21 protein-coding genes are annotated in these 17510 nt (G+C 34.7%); 3 read left to right on the forward strand and 18 right to left on the reverse strand.

Annotated features, from left to right (window positions below; translation table 11 throughout):
• The first annotated feature begins 54 nt into the window (after nucleotides 1-54).
• Complete coding sequence (locus IGI58_RS04005) at nucleotides 55-627, forward strand: DUF1307 domain-containing protein (RefSeq protein ID WP_429954390.1); 573 nt, start codon at nucleotides 55-57, stop codon at nucleotides 625-627.
• A gap of 353 nt (nucleotides 628-980) precedes the next feature.
• Here IGI58_RS04005 and IGI58_RS04010 read toward each other — a convergent pair whose 3' ends face one another.
• The 14 genes from IGI58_RS04010 to IGI58_RS04075 form a co-directional block, all read right to left on the reverse strand.
• Nucleotides 981-1775, reverse strand: coding sequence for a CPBP family intramembrane glutamic endopeptidase (locus IGI58_RS04010; RefSeq protein WP_429954388.1), 795 nt, complete (start codon nucleotides 1773-1775; stop codon nucleotides 981-983).
• Nucleotides 1776-1951: 176 nt separating this feature from the next.
• Nucleotides 1952-2785, reverse strand: a complete 834-nt coding sequence (locus tag IGI58_RS04015) for a dihydrodipicolinate synthase family protein (protein WP_429954387.1) — start codon at nucleotides 2783-2785, stop codon at nucleotides 1952-1954.
• Nucleotides 2786-2823: 38 nt separating this feature from the next.
• Nucleotides 2824-2982 carry a hypothetical protein gene (locus IGI58_RS04020; protein ID WP_225533610.1) on the reverse strand — a complete coding sequence of 53 codons (159 nt, stop codon included), beginning with the start codon at nucleotides 2980-2982 and terminating at the stop codon, nucleotides 2824-2826.
• A 256-nt stretch (nucleotides 2983-3238) separates the two neighbouring features.
• Nucleotides 3239-3637, reverse strand: coding sequence for a RidA family protein (locus IGI58_RS04025; RefSeq protein ID WP_429954386.1), 399 nt, complete (start codon nucleotides 3635-3637; stop codon nucleotides 3239-3241).
• Nucleotides 3638-3733: 96 nt separating this feature from the next.
• On the reverse strand, nucleotides 3734-4582 hold the full coding sequence (locus IGI58_RS04030; protein WP_429954385.1) for a DUF1266 domain-containing protein: 849 nt from the start codon (nucleotides 4580-4582) through the stop codon (nucleotides 3734-3736).
• A 615-nt stretch (nucleotides 4583-5197) separates the two neighbouring features.
• Nucleotides 5198-5395 carry a hypothetical protein gene (locus tag IGI58_RS04035; protein WP_429954384.1) on the reverse strand — a complete coding sequence of 66 codons (198 nt, stop codon included), beginning with the start codon at nucleotides 5393-5395 and terminating at the stop codon, nucleotides 5198-5200.
• Between the two features lie 145 nt (nucleotides 5396-5540).
• On the reverse strand, nucleotides 5541-6968 hold the full coding sequence (locus IGI58_RS04040; protein ID WP_429954383.1) for a sensor histidine kinase: 1428 nt from the start codon (nucleotides 6966-6968) through the stop codon (nucleotides 5541-5543).
• Entirely contained in the window at nucleotides 6965-7621 is a 657-nt protein-coding gene (locus IGI58_RS04045; protein ID WP_225533607.1) for a response regulator transcription factor, read from the reverse strand. Before IGI58_RS04045 ends, IGI58_RS04040 begins: the two co-directional genes overlap by 4 nt.
• 12 nt (nucleotides 7622-7633) lie before the next feature.
• Nucleotides 7634-8854, reverse strand: a complete 1221-nt coding sequence (locus IGI58_RS04050; RefSeq protein WP_429954382.1) for an ABC transporter permease — start codon at nucleotides 8852-8854, stop codon at nucleotides 7634-7636.
• Complete coding sequence (locus IGI58_RS04055) at nucleotides 8854-9546, reverse strand: ABC transporter ATP-binding protein (protein ID WP_429954381.1); 693 nt, start codon at nucleotides 9544-9546, stop codon at nucleotides 8854-8856. Before IGI58_RS04055 ends, IGI58_RS04050 begins: the two co-directional genes overlap by 1 nt.
• Nucleotides 9533-10798 (reverse strand): efflux RND transporter periplasmic adaptor subunit, encoded by a 1266-nt coding sequence (locus tag IGI58_RS04060; protein ID WP_429954380.1) that lies wholly within the window; start codon nucleotides 10796-10798, stop codon nucleotides 9533-9535. The genes IGI58_RS04055 and IGI58_RS04060 overlap by 14 nt, the downstream gene beginning before the upstream one ends.
• Before the next feature lie 80 nt (nucleotides 10799-10878).
• Nucleotides 10879-11133, reverse strand: a complete 255-nt coding sequence (locus IGI58_RS04065; RefSeq protein WP_429954379.1) for a hypothetical protein — start codon at nucleotides 11131-11133, stop codon at nucleotides 10879-10881.
• A gap of 781 nt (nucleotides 11134-11914) precedes the next feature.
• On the reverse strand, nucleotides 11915-12046 hold the full coding sequence (locus IGI58_RS04070) for a hypothetical protein (RefSeq protein WP_429954378.1): 132 nt from the start codon (nucleotides 12044-12046) through the stop codon (nucleotides 11915-11917).
• A 239-nt stretch (nucleotides 12047-12285) separates the two neighbouring features.
• Complete coding sequence (locus tag IGI58_RS04075) at nucleotides 12286-13116, reverse strand: LysR family transcriptional regulator (RefSeq protein WP_429954377.1); 831 nt, start codon at nucleotides 13114-13116, stop codon at nucleotides 12286-12288.
• Between the two features lie 106 nt (nucleotides 13117-13222).
• On the opposite strand from IGI58_RS04075, the gene IGI58_RS04080 reads away from it, so the two are divergent.
• Complete coding sequence (locus IGI58_RS04080; protein ID WP_429954376.1) at nucleotides 13223-14263, forward strand: YeiH family protein; 1041 nt, start codon at nucleotides 13223-13225, stop codon at nucleotides 14261-14263.
• Between the two features lie 43 nt (nucleotides 14264-14306).
• Here the strand turns inward: IGI58_RS04080 and psiE are convergent, their stop codons facing one another.
• Complete coding sequence (gene psiE, locus IGI58_RS04085; protein ID WP_087640935.1) at nucleotides 14307-14750, reverse strand: phosphate-starvation-inducible protein PsiE; 444 nt, start codon at nucleotides 14748-14750, stop codon at nucleotides 14307-14309.
• Between the two features lie 231 nt (nucleotides 14751-14981).
• Between psiE and IGI58_RS04090 the strand changes: the two genes are divergently transcribed.
• Nucleotides 14982-15710 carry a TraX family protein gene (locus IGI58_RS04090; RefSeq protein ID WP_429954375.1) on the forward strand — a complete coding sequence of 243 codons (729 nt, stop codon included), beginning with the start codon at nucleotides 14982-14984 and terminating at the stop codon, nucleotides 15708-15710.
• A gap of 58 nt (nucleotides 15711-15768) precedes the next feature.
• On the opposite strand, the gene IGI58_RS04095 is transcribed toward IGI58_RS04090, so the two are convergent.
• From IGI58_RS04095 to rpmI, 3 genes are all read right to left on the reverse strand, one after another.
• Nucleotides 15769-16458, reverse strand: a complete 690-nt coding sequence (locus IGI58_RS04095; RefSeq protein WP_429954374.1) for a CPBP family intramembrane glutamic endopeptidase — start codon at nucleotides 16456-16458, stop codon at nucleotides 15769-15771.
• A 324-nt stretch (nucleotides 16459-16782) separates the two neighbouring features.
• Nucleotides 16783-17142: a 50S ribosomal protein L20 gene (rplT, locus tag IGI58_RS04100; RefSeq protein ID WP_087640932.1), complete on the reverse strand. Its 360-nt coding sequence runs from the start codon at nucleotides 17140-17142 to the stop codon at nucleotides 16783-16785.
• Between the two features lie 132 nt (nucleotides 17143-17274).
• Complete coding sequence (rpmI, locus tag IGI58_RS04105; RefSeq protein WP_069662903.1) at nucleotides 17275-17475, reverse strand: 50S ribosomal protein L35; 201 nt, start codon at nucleotides 17473-17475, stop codon at nucleotides 17275-17277.
• Nucleotides 17476-17510: the final 35 nt, after the last annotated feature.

Raw genomic sequence — 17510 nt, forward strand, 5'->3', positions numbered from 1 at the left:
CCCAGCTTTTTATGATAACCTGACTTACAGATACAGTGGAAAGGAGTATTTTATATGAAAAAGAAATTACACTATTCTCGTGTGCTATTTTTGACAGTAGTGACTGCAACGGTCACATTATCAGCCTGCACAGCAAATGAAGAATCAACGAAAGACAAGACAAAAAATTCGGAAGCATCATTAAAAATCAACTCTACGAGCAGTACATCAAAGGGTAAATCGTCACCCAGCTCAACAAAAAGTGAAGGAAAAACAGGAACCGTCACTTATACAGCCGAGCTGGGCAGTAAAGAAGATAAAATGGAAAAAAAAGTAACCTATGAAAATGGAAAAATAATTGCCGAAGAAACGACCGAAGCTATTCCTTACGCTGGGTTTGGTATCAAAGATAAAACAGAAGCCGAATCCTTGATTTCTCAGAAACAAAAAGAGCTGGAAAATGTTGAGGGGGTCAACTATTCCGTAGAGTATCAAGAAGAACGAGCCATCGAATCTTACAAAATAGATTTCACTAAGGTCGATCGGGAAAAAATAGGTTTTTTATCTGCACTCGCTGATCTTTCTACGATAGATGAAGTGGAAAAACTGTTGCTTGAGATGGGGTATAAAAAAATTGAAGAGCAATAATTGACCCCTTGAATCGGCAATATCGATCAACTTCTATAGCGTTCAACTTTTTTATCAAAGATAAAGGTTCCTCATACTTTAAACGTATGGGGAACCTTTGATTTTTAGAACAACTAGAATCTATAACATAAGTGTAATACTAAAAAGTGTAGGTGATCGTCATGAACGATTTACCAAAACGAACAGATAAAGCCAATTTCAAAAAAATATGTTGAAACTGTGATTCGTAAGTTGAATAATCATCCTAGAAATACTTAGGCTATAAAATGTCTTATGAGATATTTTATAACAAGCTATTATTTTAACAAAGTGAGATTACTAAATGGCTGCTGAAATTTTCCCAATATAAACTCCTATATCTGCGAATTAGTCATTTGAATTTCTTTACTTGGTCGCAAGCACCATAACGTATAAAGAAGAGGAACTAGACCATATATAATAAGTACATTAGACCACGAACTAACAGAGGCTAAATCTGATGTAGGTGTCCAAGGGGACAGGTTGTTCATAGAATGGAATAGAATAGAATAGAATAGAATAGCATAAAATATCGTACCTGTTCTCATTGACAGAACAGAAAAAACCAAGCCCATGAAGAATGTATAAACCACTTGTTGATTTACAGCCTCCAAAGAAGGAGCTATTGGCATCAATAAGTTTAAATAGTGTGTCGTACAAAATAGAAAAGAAGTACACAAGGCAATTATTAAAGGTTTCCATTTTGAATTAGGGAAAGAGCTATTAAACCCAATAGTACCAAATCCCCTATCCCTTATTTCTTCAAATAAACCAGCCCCTAATGCACTAGCAAAAGAAACGATGATAAGATAGACCGGTTGTCTAAAAACATCAGCAATTCCACCAATAAAATCAATTCCAAAAAGAATGAAAGGAACCACGAAAATCAAGATATTCTTCTTAGGCTTTGTGATTACTGGAGAGAAATTTATTTCGACACCAAATAAATTTTTAGTCAATCTAACAATAAAGATAGAAATTGCAGTTACGATCAAGAAATAAATTAATTCATAATAGGGTTTACTTTGTAAATTTGGTAGAGTATACAAGAGACTTAATGTAACTATTTTATAGAGTAAGAAAGTTCCCCACATTACAACAATAGTCCTAAAAAAATTTTTCCAATTCATAATCAAATCTCCTAATTCAGTAATTTTTTTATTATTTTTTCGTTCACCCACTGGCATTTTATCATAATAAGACTTAAAAAATGTGGGATATAAGAATGAATTCTTCAACAGGTTATAATCTACAAATCGAATATTGCACTTAATTAGACAATTCTAGAAGCATATTCGTATTTCTTTTAAAAACTTTGATTTCCTAGTGGACTTCTTGGCATCCCCATCTGTATGTGTTCTTTTTTTGATAGTTGAGCTTTCAAATAAGTTAATGGGCTATATTCGAATATTTTATTTATTTCACTTTCTAAATAGAAAGCTTCATCATTTCCGCTACACAGCGACTCAAACCATTGTTTAACTTCTAATGGATATAAATTACCCGAGATAGAAGAAAGTCTATTAAAACCTAAGGCGACTTTTTCTTTTAGTTTATTTTCGCCGCCTGCATAGAAATAAAAGTCTTCCGGCAATACTGATTTTAACTCAAGGATGCGATTTTCATCTCCTGCTTCCTTCAAGCCTATAACACGACATGTTTCCACTATGTTTAAAAAAGAAGCTGTTTCCAAATTGAAGCCAGTTCGCTTAGGGTTATTGTACAGAATCATTGGTTTTTCACAAGCAAACGAGATCGCTTCTACATACTTTACCGCTTCTGACTGTGTTGGTAAAATATACGGAGAAAATCCAACAAGGATACTCGAAATTTTTTCTTTGCTATCAACAGCTTTAGCTAAAGCCACTGCTTCCTTTTGGCGTATACTAGATAAGCCAAAAATAATTTCAACATCGCTCTCTATCCTATCCTCATTTTCAATCTCATTTAATAACGAGATTTTTTCTGCAAGAGTTAGGCTATGTTGTTCTCCTGTGGAGCCGCATACTAAAAATGACCGCACACCAATCGTTTGCAGATAAAGGATATGATCCAACGTTGCTCGTACATTCAGCGCTTCATCCTCATAAAAAGCAGTAGGCACCGCTACATGATAGCTATTTTTCAGTTCATCTGACATCTGTATCTCTCCTTTTCACCTAGAACTGGCTGATTCGTTCAATTCTTATTTTCTTCCTTTTTATACACAACTACTCCATATTTAGACATGATCAATAAAAATACAAAAGCTATTCCAACACCAATTATCCCATACAGGGCATCTTGTAAATCTGCAGTATTCATGAACCCCATGACTGTCTCACATAATACATTCAAAATACCAATAATTCCTAAAAATATAGCTATAAATCGAAAATACACACCCATCAATAACCATATATACCCTACACTCAAACTGATTATCAGACTAATAGAAAAATTCGATATATGCGAATAAAAATCAGTTGATAGGACACTAAAAAAAGAAATCGCCCAATTTTTCGACGTATATATTAATAAAGAAAATATGATCAATAAAAAGTAAAGAGTAGTTATCCAGAGCCTAGGCGTGTATTTCAAAACTGTCTCCTTTTTAGTCATTACGTTCATTAGAATTTTTATAAACAATGACCTCTATTTCAATATCCGCACCTAATGGTAATTCCAGAACAGCTACACATGTTCTGGCCGGAAAAGGTTCTTTAAACATCGTTTTATAAACCTCATTCATCGCCTCAAAATTTTTCATTTGTGTTAGATAGACATTGACTTTTACAACATCGTCTAAACTAACATTGGCCGTTTTCATCACTTCTTGTAAATTGACAAAACACTGTTTTGTTTGTTCTTCTATACTCCCGGTTTCTTCGATATAATTAGTACTATTTTTAGCAACTTGACCTGAGAAAAACAGATAATTACCAGCATCGATTGCATGCGAATACGGTCCTGAAACAGATACGTTGTTTCCTGTATAGCTTTTTCTTTTCATATAAATATTGCTCCCTCCAATTATTTTTGAGTACAAACTTTCTTTAAGTCTAACATAGCAATATAAAGTTGCTACACCGTTTGCATTTCTTCTAATTTACAGTGAACTTACAGGAAATTTTTGCCACATATTGATTTCTTTTTTAGATTTTTGCGGCATTGGATAATGCGTAAATTGGTTCGTAATTATCCTAACATATGTTTCTTGCGTTGAATCTCCAGACCACAAATACCGTCCTAATAAAAAAGAAAAAGCAACCTCTTCCCAATTATCGTAATTTTCTTTAAGCTGATGAGAGAACTTTTCTAAATAGTGCCAAGTTTCTTCTTCTGACAAATAACCCAAATTATAGCAAACTCGCGCCACATTAGCACCGCGAAGGGCGTCCCAAGCAAAGATTCCTTTGCAATTATAAATAGCATTTTCATCTATTGTTCGTAGCTCACCACTATCATTATATACCTGGATACCATTTGCAGCAGTAATCAACTGAGTAAGATGACTATCGACCACATACCTTGAATCTAATTGACGCAAAATACTGCTTAAATCTATTTCCTTTCGATGTCCAGAATCAAACAACCAGTCAAGTGTATCTATCGTTGTTTGATGATTAGTGATCGACCAGTCTCTTTTAAATACTTGTCTTCGAATCAATTTAAGAAATGGTTTTTCCAAATCAAAGCTTTTTAAACATATCATTGTCGGATATGGATCATGACTATAGATCGATGCTGCAGCTAAATATTTTTGCTTATCAGCTGGAGCCTCATAAGCTTTCACAAAAGAAGCTATTTTCTTATCCGTAACAAATTTATAATATAGCCAGTAAATGAAGACAATTCCAACCAATAATAAAAGGATCACTCCAACATAGCCTGCTAGACTTTCTCCATCAGTACGTGAAAACAATCTACTCAACAATCTACTTAATACCCTACTCATTCTATTAACTCCTATCTTTTTTCATTTTACTTCATTATCGCAATCAATTTCATCTATTTAATAACTAAAAAATCTTCTTTCTCCTCTCTCTTTTTTATTAACTATACAGAACCACATCATTAATTGGAAGAGTATTTTTTCATTTTTTTGTATAAACAGTTGGTTGTATAAAATCCTATAAAATCTCATTTCAAAGCTTTATCTATTCTTTTTTCACCAAAAATATTTCATCATATTTTTTCGTTTTTTATCAATCATCATTATTTATTTTGATAACTAAAACAAAAATATAGGAAATGAAATATAACACTACGAATTAAGAATTGATGCCTTTAAAAACGAAAAACATTAGAATTGATTTAATCATCGTCCTTTCTTATTTTGCGAATCGATTATTTCAAATCTTCCTATCGCTAAAAAAAAGACAAATGTATGATTCAACAGCAATAAATAGATGATCACTTTCTACAATATAATTTCTTTAATTTTTCTCATCACTATACCTTGTTTTCATTAGTATAAAAATATTATCGCCTGATATTTGGATAAACTGAACACAAAAAAAGAGCGAAACAAAACTAAAAATCAGTTTTGTTTTGCTCTCAAAATTTGATGCTATTGTTTGATTTTGTTTTTTGGCAATAAAAGACAGCCCAACAAACCACCGATTATTGCTGTAATGATGATACAAATGATTCGATCGATCCAAATATTAGTTGGAAACTTCTGAAAAAAGGCTAATACCCGATTCCCAACACTGATCGATAGATAGATGATAACTAGATAAGATATAACTTCTCTTGCACGACTCATTGCTGCCCCTTCTTTCTCTCAGTACATTTATACTAGCATACGGAAGGTGAGTAAACTACTTACAAAAGATCCCATAACCTTACATCTATGAAAGCTACATTTGAATCGTCATTGGACTTTCATAACAAACCTAAAAATATTTTTATTAGATGATGACTCTTTCTGTATCAAAATAAATCGAAAAGCACATTCGTGTACCTTCTAATTCTTTGAATGAAAAATTCCATCCTTGTTTATCCAAAATCTGCTTCACAATAAATAACCCTAAGCCTGATCCTCCAGTTTCTCGATTTCGACTAAAATCAGGACGATAAAACGGCTCGAAAATTTGGCTTAATTCAGCTTTAGACAAAACTTTCACTGCCTGATTTTCGATCACTAACGTATGCTGATCCAAAAATAAATCGATTTGACCGTTCACTTTCGTATAGCGAAAAGCATTACTCAAAAGATTATTGATCACCTTACCGATCTCATCTTTATTTCCTTCGATCAGACATTCTTCTAAATGCACAACTAACTCCACCTGATTGACTTCTGCAAGCAATCGATAAGTTTTAAGCTTATCCTCAATGACCTCTTTTAGGGAAAAAACTTCCTGATTCGTTTCCTCCAAAGAAAACATATCCAACTTTGAAACTGTCAAAACATTTTGGATCATGTCTGCTTGCTGCTGCAAAATCTCTTTACATACTGCTAGGTAATGCTCGCGATCCTTAAATTTTCCAACATTATAAATCATGCCGTCAATGATTCCCATCAATGAGGCGACCGGTGTTTTTAATTCATGTGAAGTCACGCGCATAAATTCAGCTTTAGAACGTTCGATTCCTTCTACTTTAGCAACTTCAGCTTTTAGGGCATCGATCGTCGTCAGCAGTGTTTGATCCAGCTGATTAATATCTTGAGCAAGTAAAGCCAGTTCATCTTTTCCTTTGATCTCACATTTGATCGTATGATCCAAACTTAACATTTGATTGGTCGCCATAGATATCTGCTTGATTCGCTTCGTTGAAAAACGACTATAAAAAAACGCCGCAATTCCGCCAATCAAAAAATCGATCACTAAAAGAAATGGATAAATCTGCAGCAATACTGCGCTAGCATCAGAGATCGGCTGCAGTGAGAATAGTCCTGTCAACAAATATTCCGTTCCATGTTCATCTTTGATTGTACTTATCAATTCTTTTCCTCTATCCAATTCTGATAATTCCACATTCATCACGTCTGAGGAATCTAAGATCTTCGTTTCTCCTTGATCGCCTAATCCAATACTAAGTGAATTACTTCCCTCTCCTAAATATGGATGAACGATCTTTCCATCTAGATCAGATAAAATCAGTGTGATTGCTTCTTGACCTTCAAATAATTGTTTATCTATCTTTCCTTTTATATCCTCTAAAGACTTCTGATTCAATTCGTCCGTGATCTTATTAAATTCTTTCTCTACTGCATTCAGTTTCGTGTACTCATAGTAAATCGGCATCACAAAATACAAAATCACTAATGAAACCGTCGTTACTGTAAAAATCACAGAAATCGAAAACAAGAAATTCTTCCACATGATTTTCATTTCAAGACCTCGATTTTATAGCCCATCCCTTTGATCGTTTGGATGGACAATAAAGGTAATTTCTTTCGCAAATTCTTCATATGGTTGTCTAATATTCTGCTATCTAAATAATCATCATAGCCCCATACTTGGTAAACTAATTGTTCACGGGTCACTAGATTACCTGCTCTTTTTGCTAAAACAGCTAAAATTTCATACTCTTTTTTCGTCAAGGAAATTTCTTTTTCTTCATAGGTCACTAGACAATCGTCAAGATCAATCAAATAGCCGTTGATCTCGATTTGTGTACTTGGTCTGCTCATTCTTAATACATTTTCTACACGTTTCATCAAAATGACTGGTGAAAAAGGCTTCACGATATAATCACTGATCAAATGATTGAAACTGACTAACTGAGTATATTCATCATCGATCGCTGTCAGCATGATGACTGGAACGTCTGATGTCTCACGAACTTTTTTTAAAATATCGACTCCGCTAATCGAAGGCAGCATGATATCCAGCAAAAGTAAATCAAAATGCTGCAATTCAAATTCCTCTAACGCCTCTTCCCCATCTTTTACAGAGACAACCTCATAGTTTTTTTCCATCAAAAATTCTGTAACAACTTGATTGATCATTTCATCATCTTCAACGACTAGAATTTTTACCATGTTTACAACTCCTTATTCAAAGCGTAATGCTTCGATTGGATCCAGCTTCGATGCTTTCATCGCCGGTAATAATCCAAAGATAATTCCAATTATACAACAAAACGCAAGACTGGCAACGACTGAAATAATTGAAACGATATACGGATATTCCAACACACGTGTTATTATAAAGCCACCTAATAAACCGATCAATACACCCAAAATTCCTCCAAGTAATGTAATGACCACTGCTTCTACAAGAAATTGTTTTAGAATGACTTTCCTTCTTGCTCCTAAAGCTTTTTTTACACCGATTTCTCGTGTTCGCTCCGTCACTGACACCAGCATGATATTCATTACTCCGATTCCGCCAACCAAAAGTGAAATGCTAGCGATCCCTGCTAAAAGAATAAAGTTGGATTGATTGAATTGTTCAAGGCTTTTCTGAAGTTCTTCCATATTCCTCACACCATAAACATAATCGGATTTGGGGATTTCTTTATTTAAGACTCCCGCAACTTTGCTCGCTGCAATTTGTAGTTTATCCGTATCTGTTGATTGAATGATTACTTTCGGTGCGATATCGATCTCTGAAAAAATCTTATAAGCCTGTTTTAATGGGATATATGCTTCTTTTTCAACAAAGCTATATGGACTATCACCCTCTTCTTCAGCTTTAAAAACACCTTTGACTTCAAATGGCACTCCTTTGACCTCTACATATTGCCCGATTCCATCTTGACCTTTAAATAGTTCCTCATACAAGGTTTGATCCAAATAAATAATTTGCTTATTTTCTTTAAAATCCTTTGAATCAAAACCTTCTCCTTTTAAGATTTTCAACCTTTTCAATTTATCGATATTTGGTGTTACAGCTGATACTTTGCTTTGAGCCTTGCTTGCCTGACGGTAAACATTCGCTTCCGTTTGATACGCTAATCCCGCATCGATCACGTCTGGAACCTGTCTCACTTTTTTTAGCTGTTCCTCACCGATTTCCGGTAAATAGCTTGGTTTTTGTTCTTCCTTTCCCGAACGAAGAGATGGATCGAATGAGCTTTTTTTATCATATTCTACTTCCATCGTGTTGTTACTGCCACCAATCATTTCCTTTTTCATATTTGCTGTATTGCCCTCGATGATACTAAAAATAGAGATGATCGCTGCAATACCGATGATCACACCAAGCATTGTCAAAATCGAACGCATTTTATGTGCCAATATGGATTGGATAGCAACGCCAATTTCCTCCATTACACCATCACCTCTTTTTGTTGTGAGGTGTCACTTGTGATATTGCCATCACGCAAAACGACCGTTCTTTCACATAGCTCGGCGATTTCTGGCTCATGAGTGATCAAGACGATCGTTTTTCCTTCCAAGTGAAACTTTTTAAATAGCTCCATAATCTGAACACTCGTTTTTGTATCTAATGCTCCGGTAGGTTCATCCCCTAAGATAAAACTTGGATCTGTCACTAATGCTCTGGCTATCGCTACACGTTGTTTCTGTCCACCGGATAGTTCCATTGGTTTGAACTCGCTTCTCTCCTTTAGACCAACCAAATCAAGCATTTTCAATGCACGTTCGCGCCGTTCCTGTTTGCTGACTTTACTGTAAGTCAACGGCAGCTCTACATTTTGACAGGCGGTCAATTTAGGCATTAAATTAAAATTTTGAAAAACAAAGCCGATTTTCTGATTTCTTAAATCGGCTAGCTCATTATCAGATAAAGTACTCACCTCTACATTTTCGATTTCATACTCGCCGCTTGTTGCTTTGTCTAAACAACCAATGATGTTCATCAACGTTGATTTGCCAGAACCAGATGGTCCCATAATAGCAACAAATTCTCCTTCATCTACTTCCAAGTCGATTCCTTTCAATACTGGAATTTCTGTTTGCCCTTGCCAGTAGGATTTTTTGATTTGTTTAAGGCTTAACATCTTCACCTACCTCCATTCCATCTTTCATGCCTGCTTTTGGTATTGCGATCTTATCCGTTTGCGCAAGCCCTTCATTGACTGACACTAAATTTTCACCGACTGGTGTTCCTTTGATTTCATGGCGTTTGATTTTATCGTTGTCTATTTTCCACACGTATTGCTTATCATCCTGTGAAAGGATATATTGTTTATTTAAAATAATTTTGCCGCTTTCAAATTCTTTCGGTAACACTTTTACATAGACATGAGAGCCAATAATCGGCATTTGATCCGTTTTGTCGATTAGGACTTTGTAAGGAAATTTAGATAAGTTGGGATCTTCGTCTTGTTTCTTGTCTTTTCCTGCTTCATCTGAGCTTAAATTAGCAACTTGAACGATTTTCCCCTGCCACTTCTTATCTTTATTTTTTCTATCGATCAATTCTACTGGTTGATTTAGTGACACTTTTTCTCTATCAAATTCATTGATATCGCCGTTGACAAACAAACTCGAGTCGTCAATGATTTCCATAAAGCTCTCTTCCCGTTGTTTTTCTTTCGATTGATTGATCAAATCCATATTCAATGATTTGATCGTACCAGCATTATCGGCAACGATCGTATCTGCTCCTAATCTTTCCTGTTCGTTGGTTTGCATAAATTGCGCTTTTTCCAATTCACTTTCTGCATTTTTCACTTCATTATCTCCCGTTAAGCCTTCTGTATATGCTTGATCGACTTCACCTTCCAGCGTTTTGATTTCACCTTTTAGTTCTTCTGTATTCTCTTTATTATAATCCGCCTTCGCTTTGTTCAATTGCGCTACCTTTTTATTATAGGTTTCCCATTTGATGCCCGCACTGCTTCTTGCTACTTCAACAGCTCTAGCTTTAGCTTCCGTATCCAGTTCAGCTTCTTTTGTTTTCATTTGCTGATCTGTTTGATAGGTAAATAGTGCTTGACCTTTTTCTACGCGATCCCCTTCTTTTACTAAAACTTCTTTGACTGTCCCTTTATCAGGGTCGATTTTTATTTTATTCGTATTATTCGCTGTCACTTTACCAGCTAAAGTCAAATCGCTCGCTTTACTTTCTTCAACTAAAGATTTGATGCTCTTCTCTTCCACTTTGTTTTCTGGATTAGAAGCATTTATATTTTTCTCCTCGGACGAGCTAAATGCATTTATCGCTATAAAAATAATTAATGCCGCTATCACGATTGCAAAACCTATCAGCAAAAGCTTTTTTCTATTTGTTTTTCCTGTTGCTCTCATATTTATTGTCTCCTTATTAAAAATGGTTTCAAGAGAAGCTGATTTTTCCCCTTGAAACCTTCTCATTTTTCTATTTCAGTTTATTCTGAATCTTCGTCTCCTTCGACAGCGTCTTCAAGGCCAACACCTTGTACTTTCATCCCATCTTTCATAGTGTATTCATCTCTCTCTTCACCATCAACAGTTACTTTTCTCTTACTTTGAACATTATCTTTGAAGTCCTGTTTTGATTGGTAGCCATCCTCTTCTTTCGTTTCTTTTTTGTTACAACCTGTCATTGCGCTCAAAGATAATGCAATAACCATCGCCAAAATTATTTTCGTTATTTTTTTCATATTAAATCTTTCCTTTCGATCCATTCATTTAGTTTGTATCTATTTGATAAAACTTATTATAGACAAGCCATCTGTAGTTCTTCTAAAGCCAATCTGTTTTTTATCTACTTTTTCTCTGAACAAAAAATAAGGATGAGACTAAATTGTTTATATCTGAAAGAGCTGCTTTTGCTTCGCTATTTACTCAGAATAAAAGCCCAAAACAAAACTAATTTTTAGTTTTGTTTTAGGCTTACCATAAATTCAAGTAAAAGGGTTAAATAGAAGCTATTCTTTCTTATTTTTCAGTAGCAAATACTTTTTAGGTTATAATTGGTCAAGAAATGTAGCTTCAAATAAATACTTCTAAACTACTTTTAATCAATGAAACACGCATAAAGGTATTTATTTTATTTTAATAGGTTGAGATAAATTACAGAAAAATCCGACAAATGTCTGATTTTTTTCCAACCCTTTATTGACCCTAAAAGGGTTTTCCTATAAAATGGAAAGTAGATAGAAACGAATAGAATAAAAAAAAAGCACTTCATAATTTAGCTACCAACTAAATCATGAAGCCCTGAACAGTCAGTGAACACCTGACCAATCAAGTTGCTTAAGCCAATAGTTATACATTGACATCTTCCATTTTACTCAATTTTGACAGAAATTTCTAGAGGTTTATACTAGTTTTTTCTGACTTAAAGATGTTTATGCTTATTTATTGACCTTACAACGATGTTGGATTTGTGTCCAACGTCGTTTTTTTTACGTATTCGTTTCTATCTCAGAGGACGTTGACTTACTTTTTGAGATCATCACATACATTCGTCAACCAATCATTGACAAATAAAAGCTGTTCCCAACCGGCTTTTTCCCATTCTCCTGGATGATTTGATTGAGTAAGTACCGTTCTTTTAAAGCTAATAGTCAAGTACTACTCCCAAGTATTCAATAAGAAAATACAACAAAATTAACTTCGTAACCTTTTTCAATACTTCCTTTTATATACGACACTCATTGTGTGTATTTTCTTTATTGGTGACTATTAGGGTTGGAAATAAGCCTGATCCGCTTATTTCCAACCTATTTTTTTAATGCTCATTAAATAAATATTTCGTCCTCTCCCTGTTCTATTTTATCATGTTGCTTGTCTAGAAAAAATAGTTTACATCAACTTAGATTTCTTTCGTCTTCAAAATAAGTGCTGATGAAGTGAATGATTTTTTGTAATTGGACAGATTCAATGCGATCGCGCTTGATCAAGTAAAATTTTCTTTGATATGCAGGGCCTAAGGAACGCCAATTGACAGTTTTAGTTATAGCTTTCTTTGATAAAATGGATTGTCCTATTCCTTTTTCTAAACATCGAACAATGATTTCATTATTTTTAACAATCATTTTTTGTGGATTCAGATCATTTTCTAAAAAATAACGCTCTGTATAATGATAAACACCAGAGCTCTCTTCCCGAATCAACCATAAGTCGCTTGATAGATCGCCAGCATGAACCAATTCATCACTCAAAATTTCCTGACGAATAGCAGTTTCCATGACTAACGGCTTCTCAATAAAACCAAAATGTGCCTGATGTTTTTCAATTTTGTCCAAAACAACTTCTGAATTATCCATCTCTAAAATAAATGAAACATCTGGAAAATGCTGTACTAGCTCTTTCATCACTTCTGGTAAATAGTAGACAGCAAATGTGTTTGAAGCAGTGATTTTACAAGTCTCTCTAGGGATCGATCGTGTTTTTAAGGCTTGTAAAAGATCTTCCCAATCATCCGTTAGATTCAGTAGATGATGGTATAAAATGTCAGCCTGTTTTGTCGCAGTCATTTCTTGCCGTCCACTTCGTATAAACAACACGACATCCAACTCTTCTTCTAGCTGCTTTACTTGATTAGAAACAGCTGGTTGAGAAATAAATAAGGTCTCTGCTGCTTTTGAAAAATTTTTTGTTTCGTAGACTGTGCGGAATGTCTTCAGTAATTTAAACATAGAATCCCCTTCCATTCATTTCTCTTATAGATATTATTCTAACTATTTATTTCTCAAATGCAACTTATTTCGCTATACTGAATACATAGATAAATGAAGAAAGAAGATGAATACCTTAGTGAAAACTACTAACTCTTATTTAACTCAAGCATTCACGATCCTGCCTGGACTGATCACCGCTTTTATTGTTGCTGTGATCAGTAAAGGAATCGCGATTTGGCTGCCAACTTTAGGTGCAGCGACGATTGCGATTTTACTAGGCATAGTGTTAGGGAATACGTGTTTAAAACATCCTATACTGGAGAAAGGAACAAAAATAGCAGAAGGAAAATTATTAGAATTTTCAGTTGTCCTGTTAGGTGCAACAGTGACTTTTCAGACAATTGCTCATATCGGGATAAAAGGCGGGATCTTTGTAGTGTTACAAATGGGACTAACGATCCTTGCTACTTATATTCTTGGAAAAAAATTATTGTTCTCGGATAACATGTCTTTATTGATGGCTGGGGGTAATGCAGTCTGCGGATCTTCTGCGATTGCATCGATTGCTCCTTCGATCCATGCAAAAGAAGAAGAAAAAGGACAAATCATCACATTAGTCAACTTGCTAGGTACTATCTTGATGCTGCTCTTACCTTTGATCGCTTCTATTCTATATGGTACTGATCTATTAGCAAAAAGCGCTCTAATCGGAGGAATTCTACAATCGGTTGGACAAGTAGTGGCTAGTGCAAGTATGATCAACGGAGAAGTGGTTGAATTTGCTATGTTGTTTAAGATCATGCGAATCATGTTGTTAGTGGTTGTTGTTTATCTTTTCGGAAAGTTTAAAGAACGGAAAGCGCCAATTGCAACAGCTGCCGAAACAACAGCTGTTGCTAAAAAAAAGGCTGGTCTGCCTTGGTATGTCGTTGGATTCGTCTTATTTTGTATTATTAATAGCTTGATCCAACTCCCTGCACAACTAAGCCAAACAGCTCATTTTTTTAGCGGCTGGTTTGAAATCACTGCTTTAGCCGCGATCGGATTACGTCTAGATTTTCAAAAATTCTTTAAAGAAGGCAAACGTTTCTTGATCTACGGACTTTCCGTTGGTGTCATTCAAGTTCTTTTAGCTATTGGACTGATTCGGTTATTCATCGCATAATCAAAGAAAAAGGCTGCTCAAATCAGTTATGAGCAACCTTTTTTTAGTCTTTTTCGTCTATTTTATTTGATTTGAATCCAGAATACGATTTATTTCCACTCAGATTAAGGACAAACAAAACGATCACTAATGCTAAAATCGAAATAGACAATAGTAATGTTTGAACTGCATCTCCGTGGATCACCATCAACTGGCGCAAAATTGCTGTGATACAAATCAAAATCAAATAACGGATCGGGATATGATGTCCTTCTTGAATATAACGAATCACCATCATGATAAACTCAAATAACATGAAAAATGCTACGACTTCCTGCATGACGACCGATAGATTTTTTGGTGTCATCGGTTTATTGATAAATGTACCAATATCGATCAGCTGACGGATCATAAATATCAAAATAAGAATGGCCAGCATTCCTAAAACAATATCCAGAACCACGTTAACGTATTTTTTCATTATTCCAAACCTTTGATCTTCTTTCATATTTTCCCCCTTTTAATTGATGCAGTAGATTCATTCGTAAAAATTTTTCACTACATTTCATTATAAAACTAATATATCATTTTTTTTACACGATGTAAAAATCTAAATCTGAAAAATGAGTACATTCCTTGATCGATAGTTACTTAGTCCTAGAAGAAAATGCAACTTAAGCCCCCGTTTTTTTTTTTATATCTATGATAAGGTTGATTATAGATATAGGAGGTAATTATTATGGAAAAAAGACTTACATCATTTCATCTAAAAGTGATTGCAATCATTGCTATGCTACTCAATCATATTGGGAGCGGTTTTAAATTGTACCAATATTCAAATGAACTCTTCTTTTTCACAGAATTGATTGGAAAACTCACATTTCCGATCATGGCTTATTTGTTAGTAGAGGGATTCCATTACACAAGGAACCTTAAAAAATATGCTCTACGATTGGCCGCTTTTTGGATTCTATCTATTTATCCATTCCATCTCTTATTTTATCCAACCCATCCTTTTGATACTTCTGAACTCGTGAATAATATTTTCTTCACACTTTTGATGGGTTTACTACTGATCATGTTCTATGATAAAACTAAAAATCTTTACCTGCATGTACTGCTGGTCATTGTATTTTCATTCGCCACTGTCATGTCCGACTGGAATTTGATTGGCGTATTGATCATTTTTGGTTTTTACCGTATAAAAAATGACAGCTTGAAGAAAATCATCCCACCCGTTTACGCAACCTTTTTCTTATTTTTATTGCTATTAGTTGCTCGAATGATGGCTCCGGACTCTGTTCCGTTATATGAGCTTGTGTCAACCTTAGGGATTCTTGGTACGATTCCGTTACTGATGAATTATAATGGGCAACGCGGATACTCTCCGAATTGGGTCAAGTGGGGATTTTATTTGTTCTATCCTCTTCATATGATCGTCTTGGTCTTAATAAGAATGATACTGTAAAAAAACTGGCACCTAATTTGGGAAATCGGGTGCCAGTTTTTTTTAGTCTCAATAATGATCAAACTAATCCAAATGCAATCATTATTGCGCCTAAAATATTATTTAAAAAGTGTATTGCTATACTAAGCTCCAAGCGTTTTGTTTTATGATAAACAACGGATAAAATCAACCCGATCAATCCATATATCAAGAAACTTACCAAATTAGTTGGACCATGTACCAACCCAAAAACAACAGAGCTTATTGCAATCCCAACTATTGGGTAGTCTTTCAGCCAGAAACCAATGATCCCTCCTCTGAAAACAATTTCTTCCATGATCGGCGCAGAGATACCGATCAATAGGATGATCAACAATGGATTTTCTCCCGTAAACATTGTTTGGATCGCCGCATCGTTGGCAGTAGAATTCGTTCCTTGAGCATTTAACAATAGTGTACCAACAATGGCAACGATTCGAGCCAAAACATAACCGCCAATGATGATGCCTATGTTTCTTCCCGTGAGAAAATCGAATTTAATTGTAAAAAAGCCTAATTTCTTTGCTAAAAAGACCAATAGCCAAATATTTCCGATTACCATCAAAATCAAGATGATCGATACCACTAATGATAAATTCGCTTCACCAGAAGCTTGAGAAACTCCTTTAGCAACACCAAAAACAGTCATACTGATTTGACTTAATAAAAATAACCCAATCACGATAAAGAATTTTTTCGTGTACATAAAAATTTTTTTCACAACATCCATATTTCCACTCTCCTTTTGAATAATAAAAACTATACCTTTTTATCATATCAAATAATAAGAGCAGAGTAAAATCAATAATGAAAACAATCTTATCCTTTAACATGGATTTTTACATAAATAGACCAATTATTTTGCAGAAACTCGTTTTACAAGCTTAACTAGCTGTAATCTTGTTCATGAATACAATAATACATTTTCACTTTTAAACCAACTTTCTCTTTATTTTTTTAATAATTCGATATTATTATGCCACCAAGGCACATCATTTAAAAAAATAATAAAAAAGTTCCCTTTCAATTAAGAAATGGGAACTTAAAAATAGTCTTATTTAGCTAAAGCGTCTTTTGCTTGGTCAGCTAATGCTGTAAATGCTGATGCATCGTTAACAGCCAAGTCAGCTAACATTTTGCGGTTAATATCAATCTCTGCCAATTTTAAACCGTGCATTAATTTAGAATAGCTCAAGCCATTCATACGAGCTGCTGCGTTGATACGCGCAATCCATAATTTACGGAAATCACGTTTTTTCTGACGACGATCTCTGTATGCATAACTATAAGATTTCATCACTTGTTCTTTTGCTGTTCTAAATAAAGTATGTTTTGATCCGTAATAGCCTTTCGCTAACTTAAGGATCTTTTTACGACGTTTACGGCTTACTACGCCACCTTTAACACGTGCCATGGTTAATTCCTCCTAATAAATATCTATTATCTCTATGAGTGTTTTCATTGCTAAGTTGTTACAAGAATTTCTTCAGCTTTCCTACATTCAGCAAGCTTTTTCAGTCCATGCTAATCGAGCTCTTTCAGCTTTTTATTTCATTCTTGCTAATTGTTGGCGAATACGTTTGAAATCGCCAGCTGATACCATTCCTGCTTTACGCAATTGACGGCGTTGTTTCTTTGTTTTACCGTGGAAACGGTGACTTGTAAACGCACGGAATCTCTTCAAACCGCCTTTACCAGTACGTTTGAAACGTTTTGCTGATCCGCGGTGAGTTTTTTGTTTTGGCATGACTAATTTTCCTCCTACATTTTCATTTTCGTCTA

Source organism: Enterococcus sp. AZ020, from assembly GCF_050499205.1.
Lineage (GTDB): Bacteria > Bacillota > Bacilli > Lactobacillales > Enterococcaceae > Enterococcus_L > Enterococcus_L dunnyi.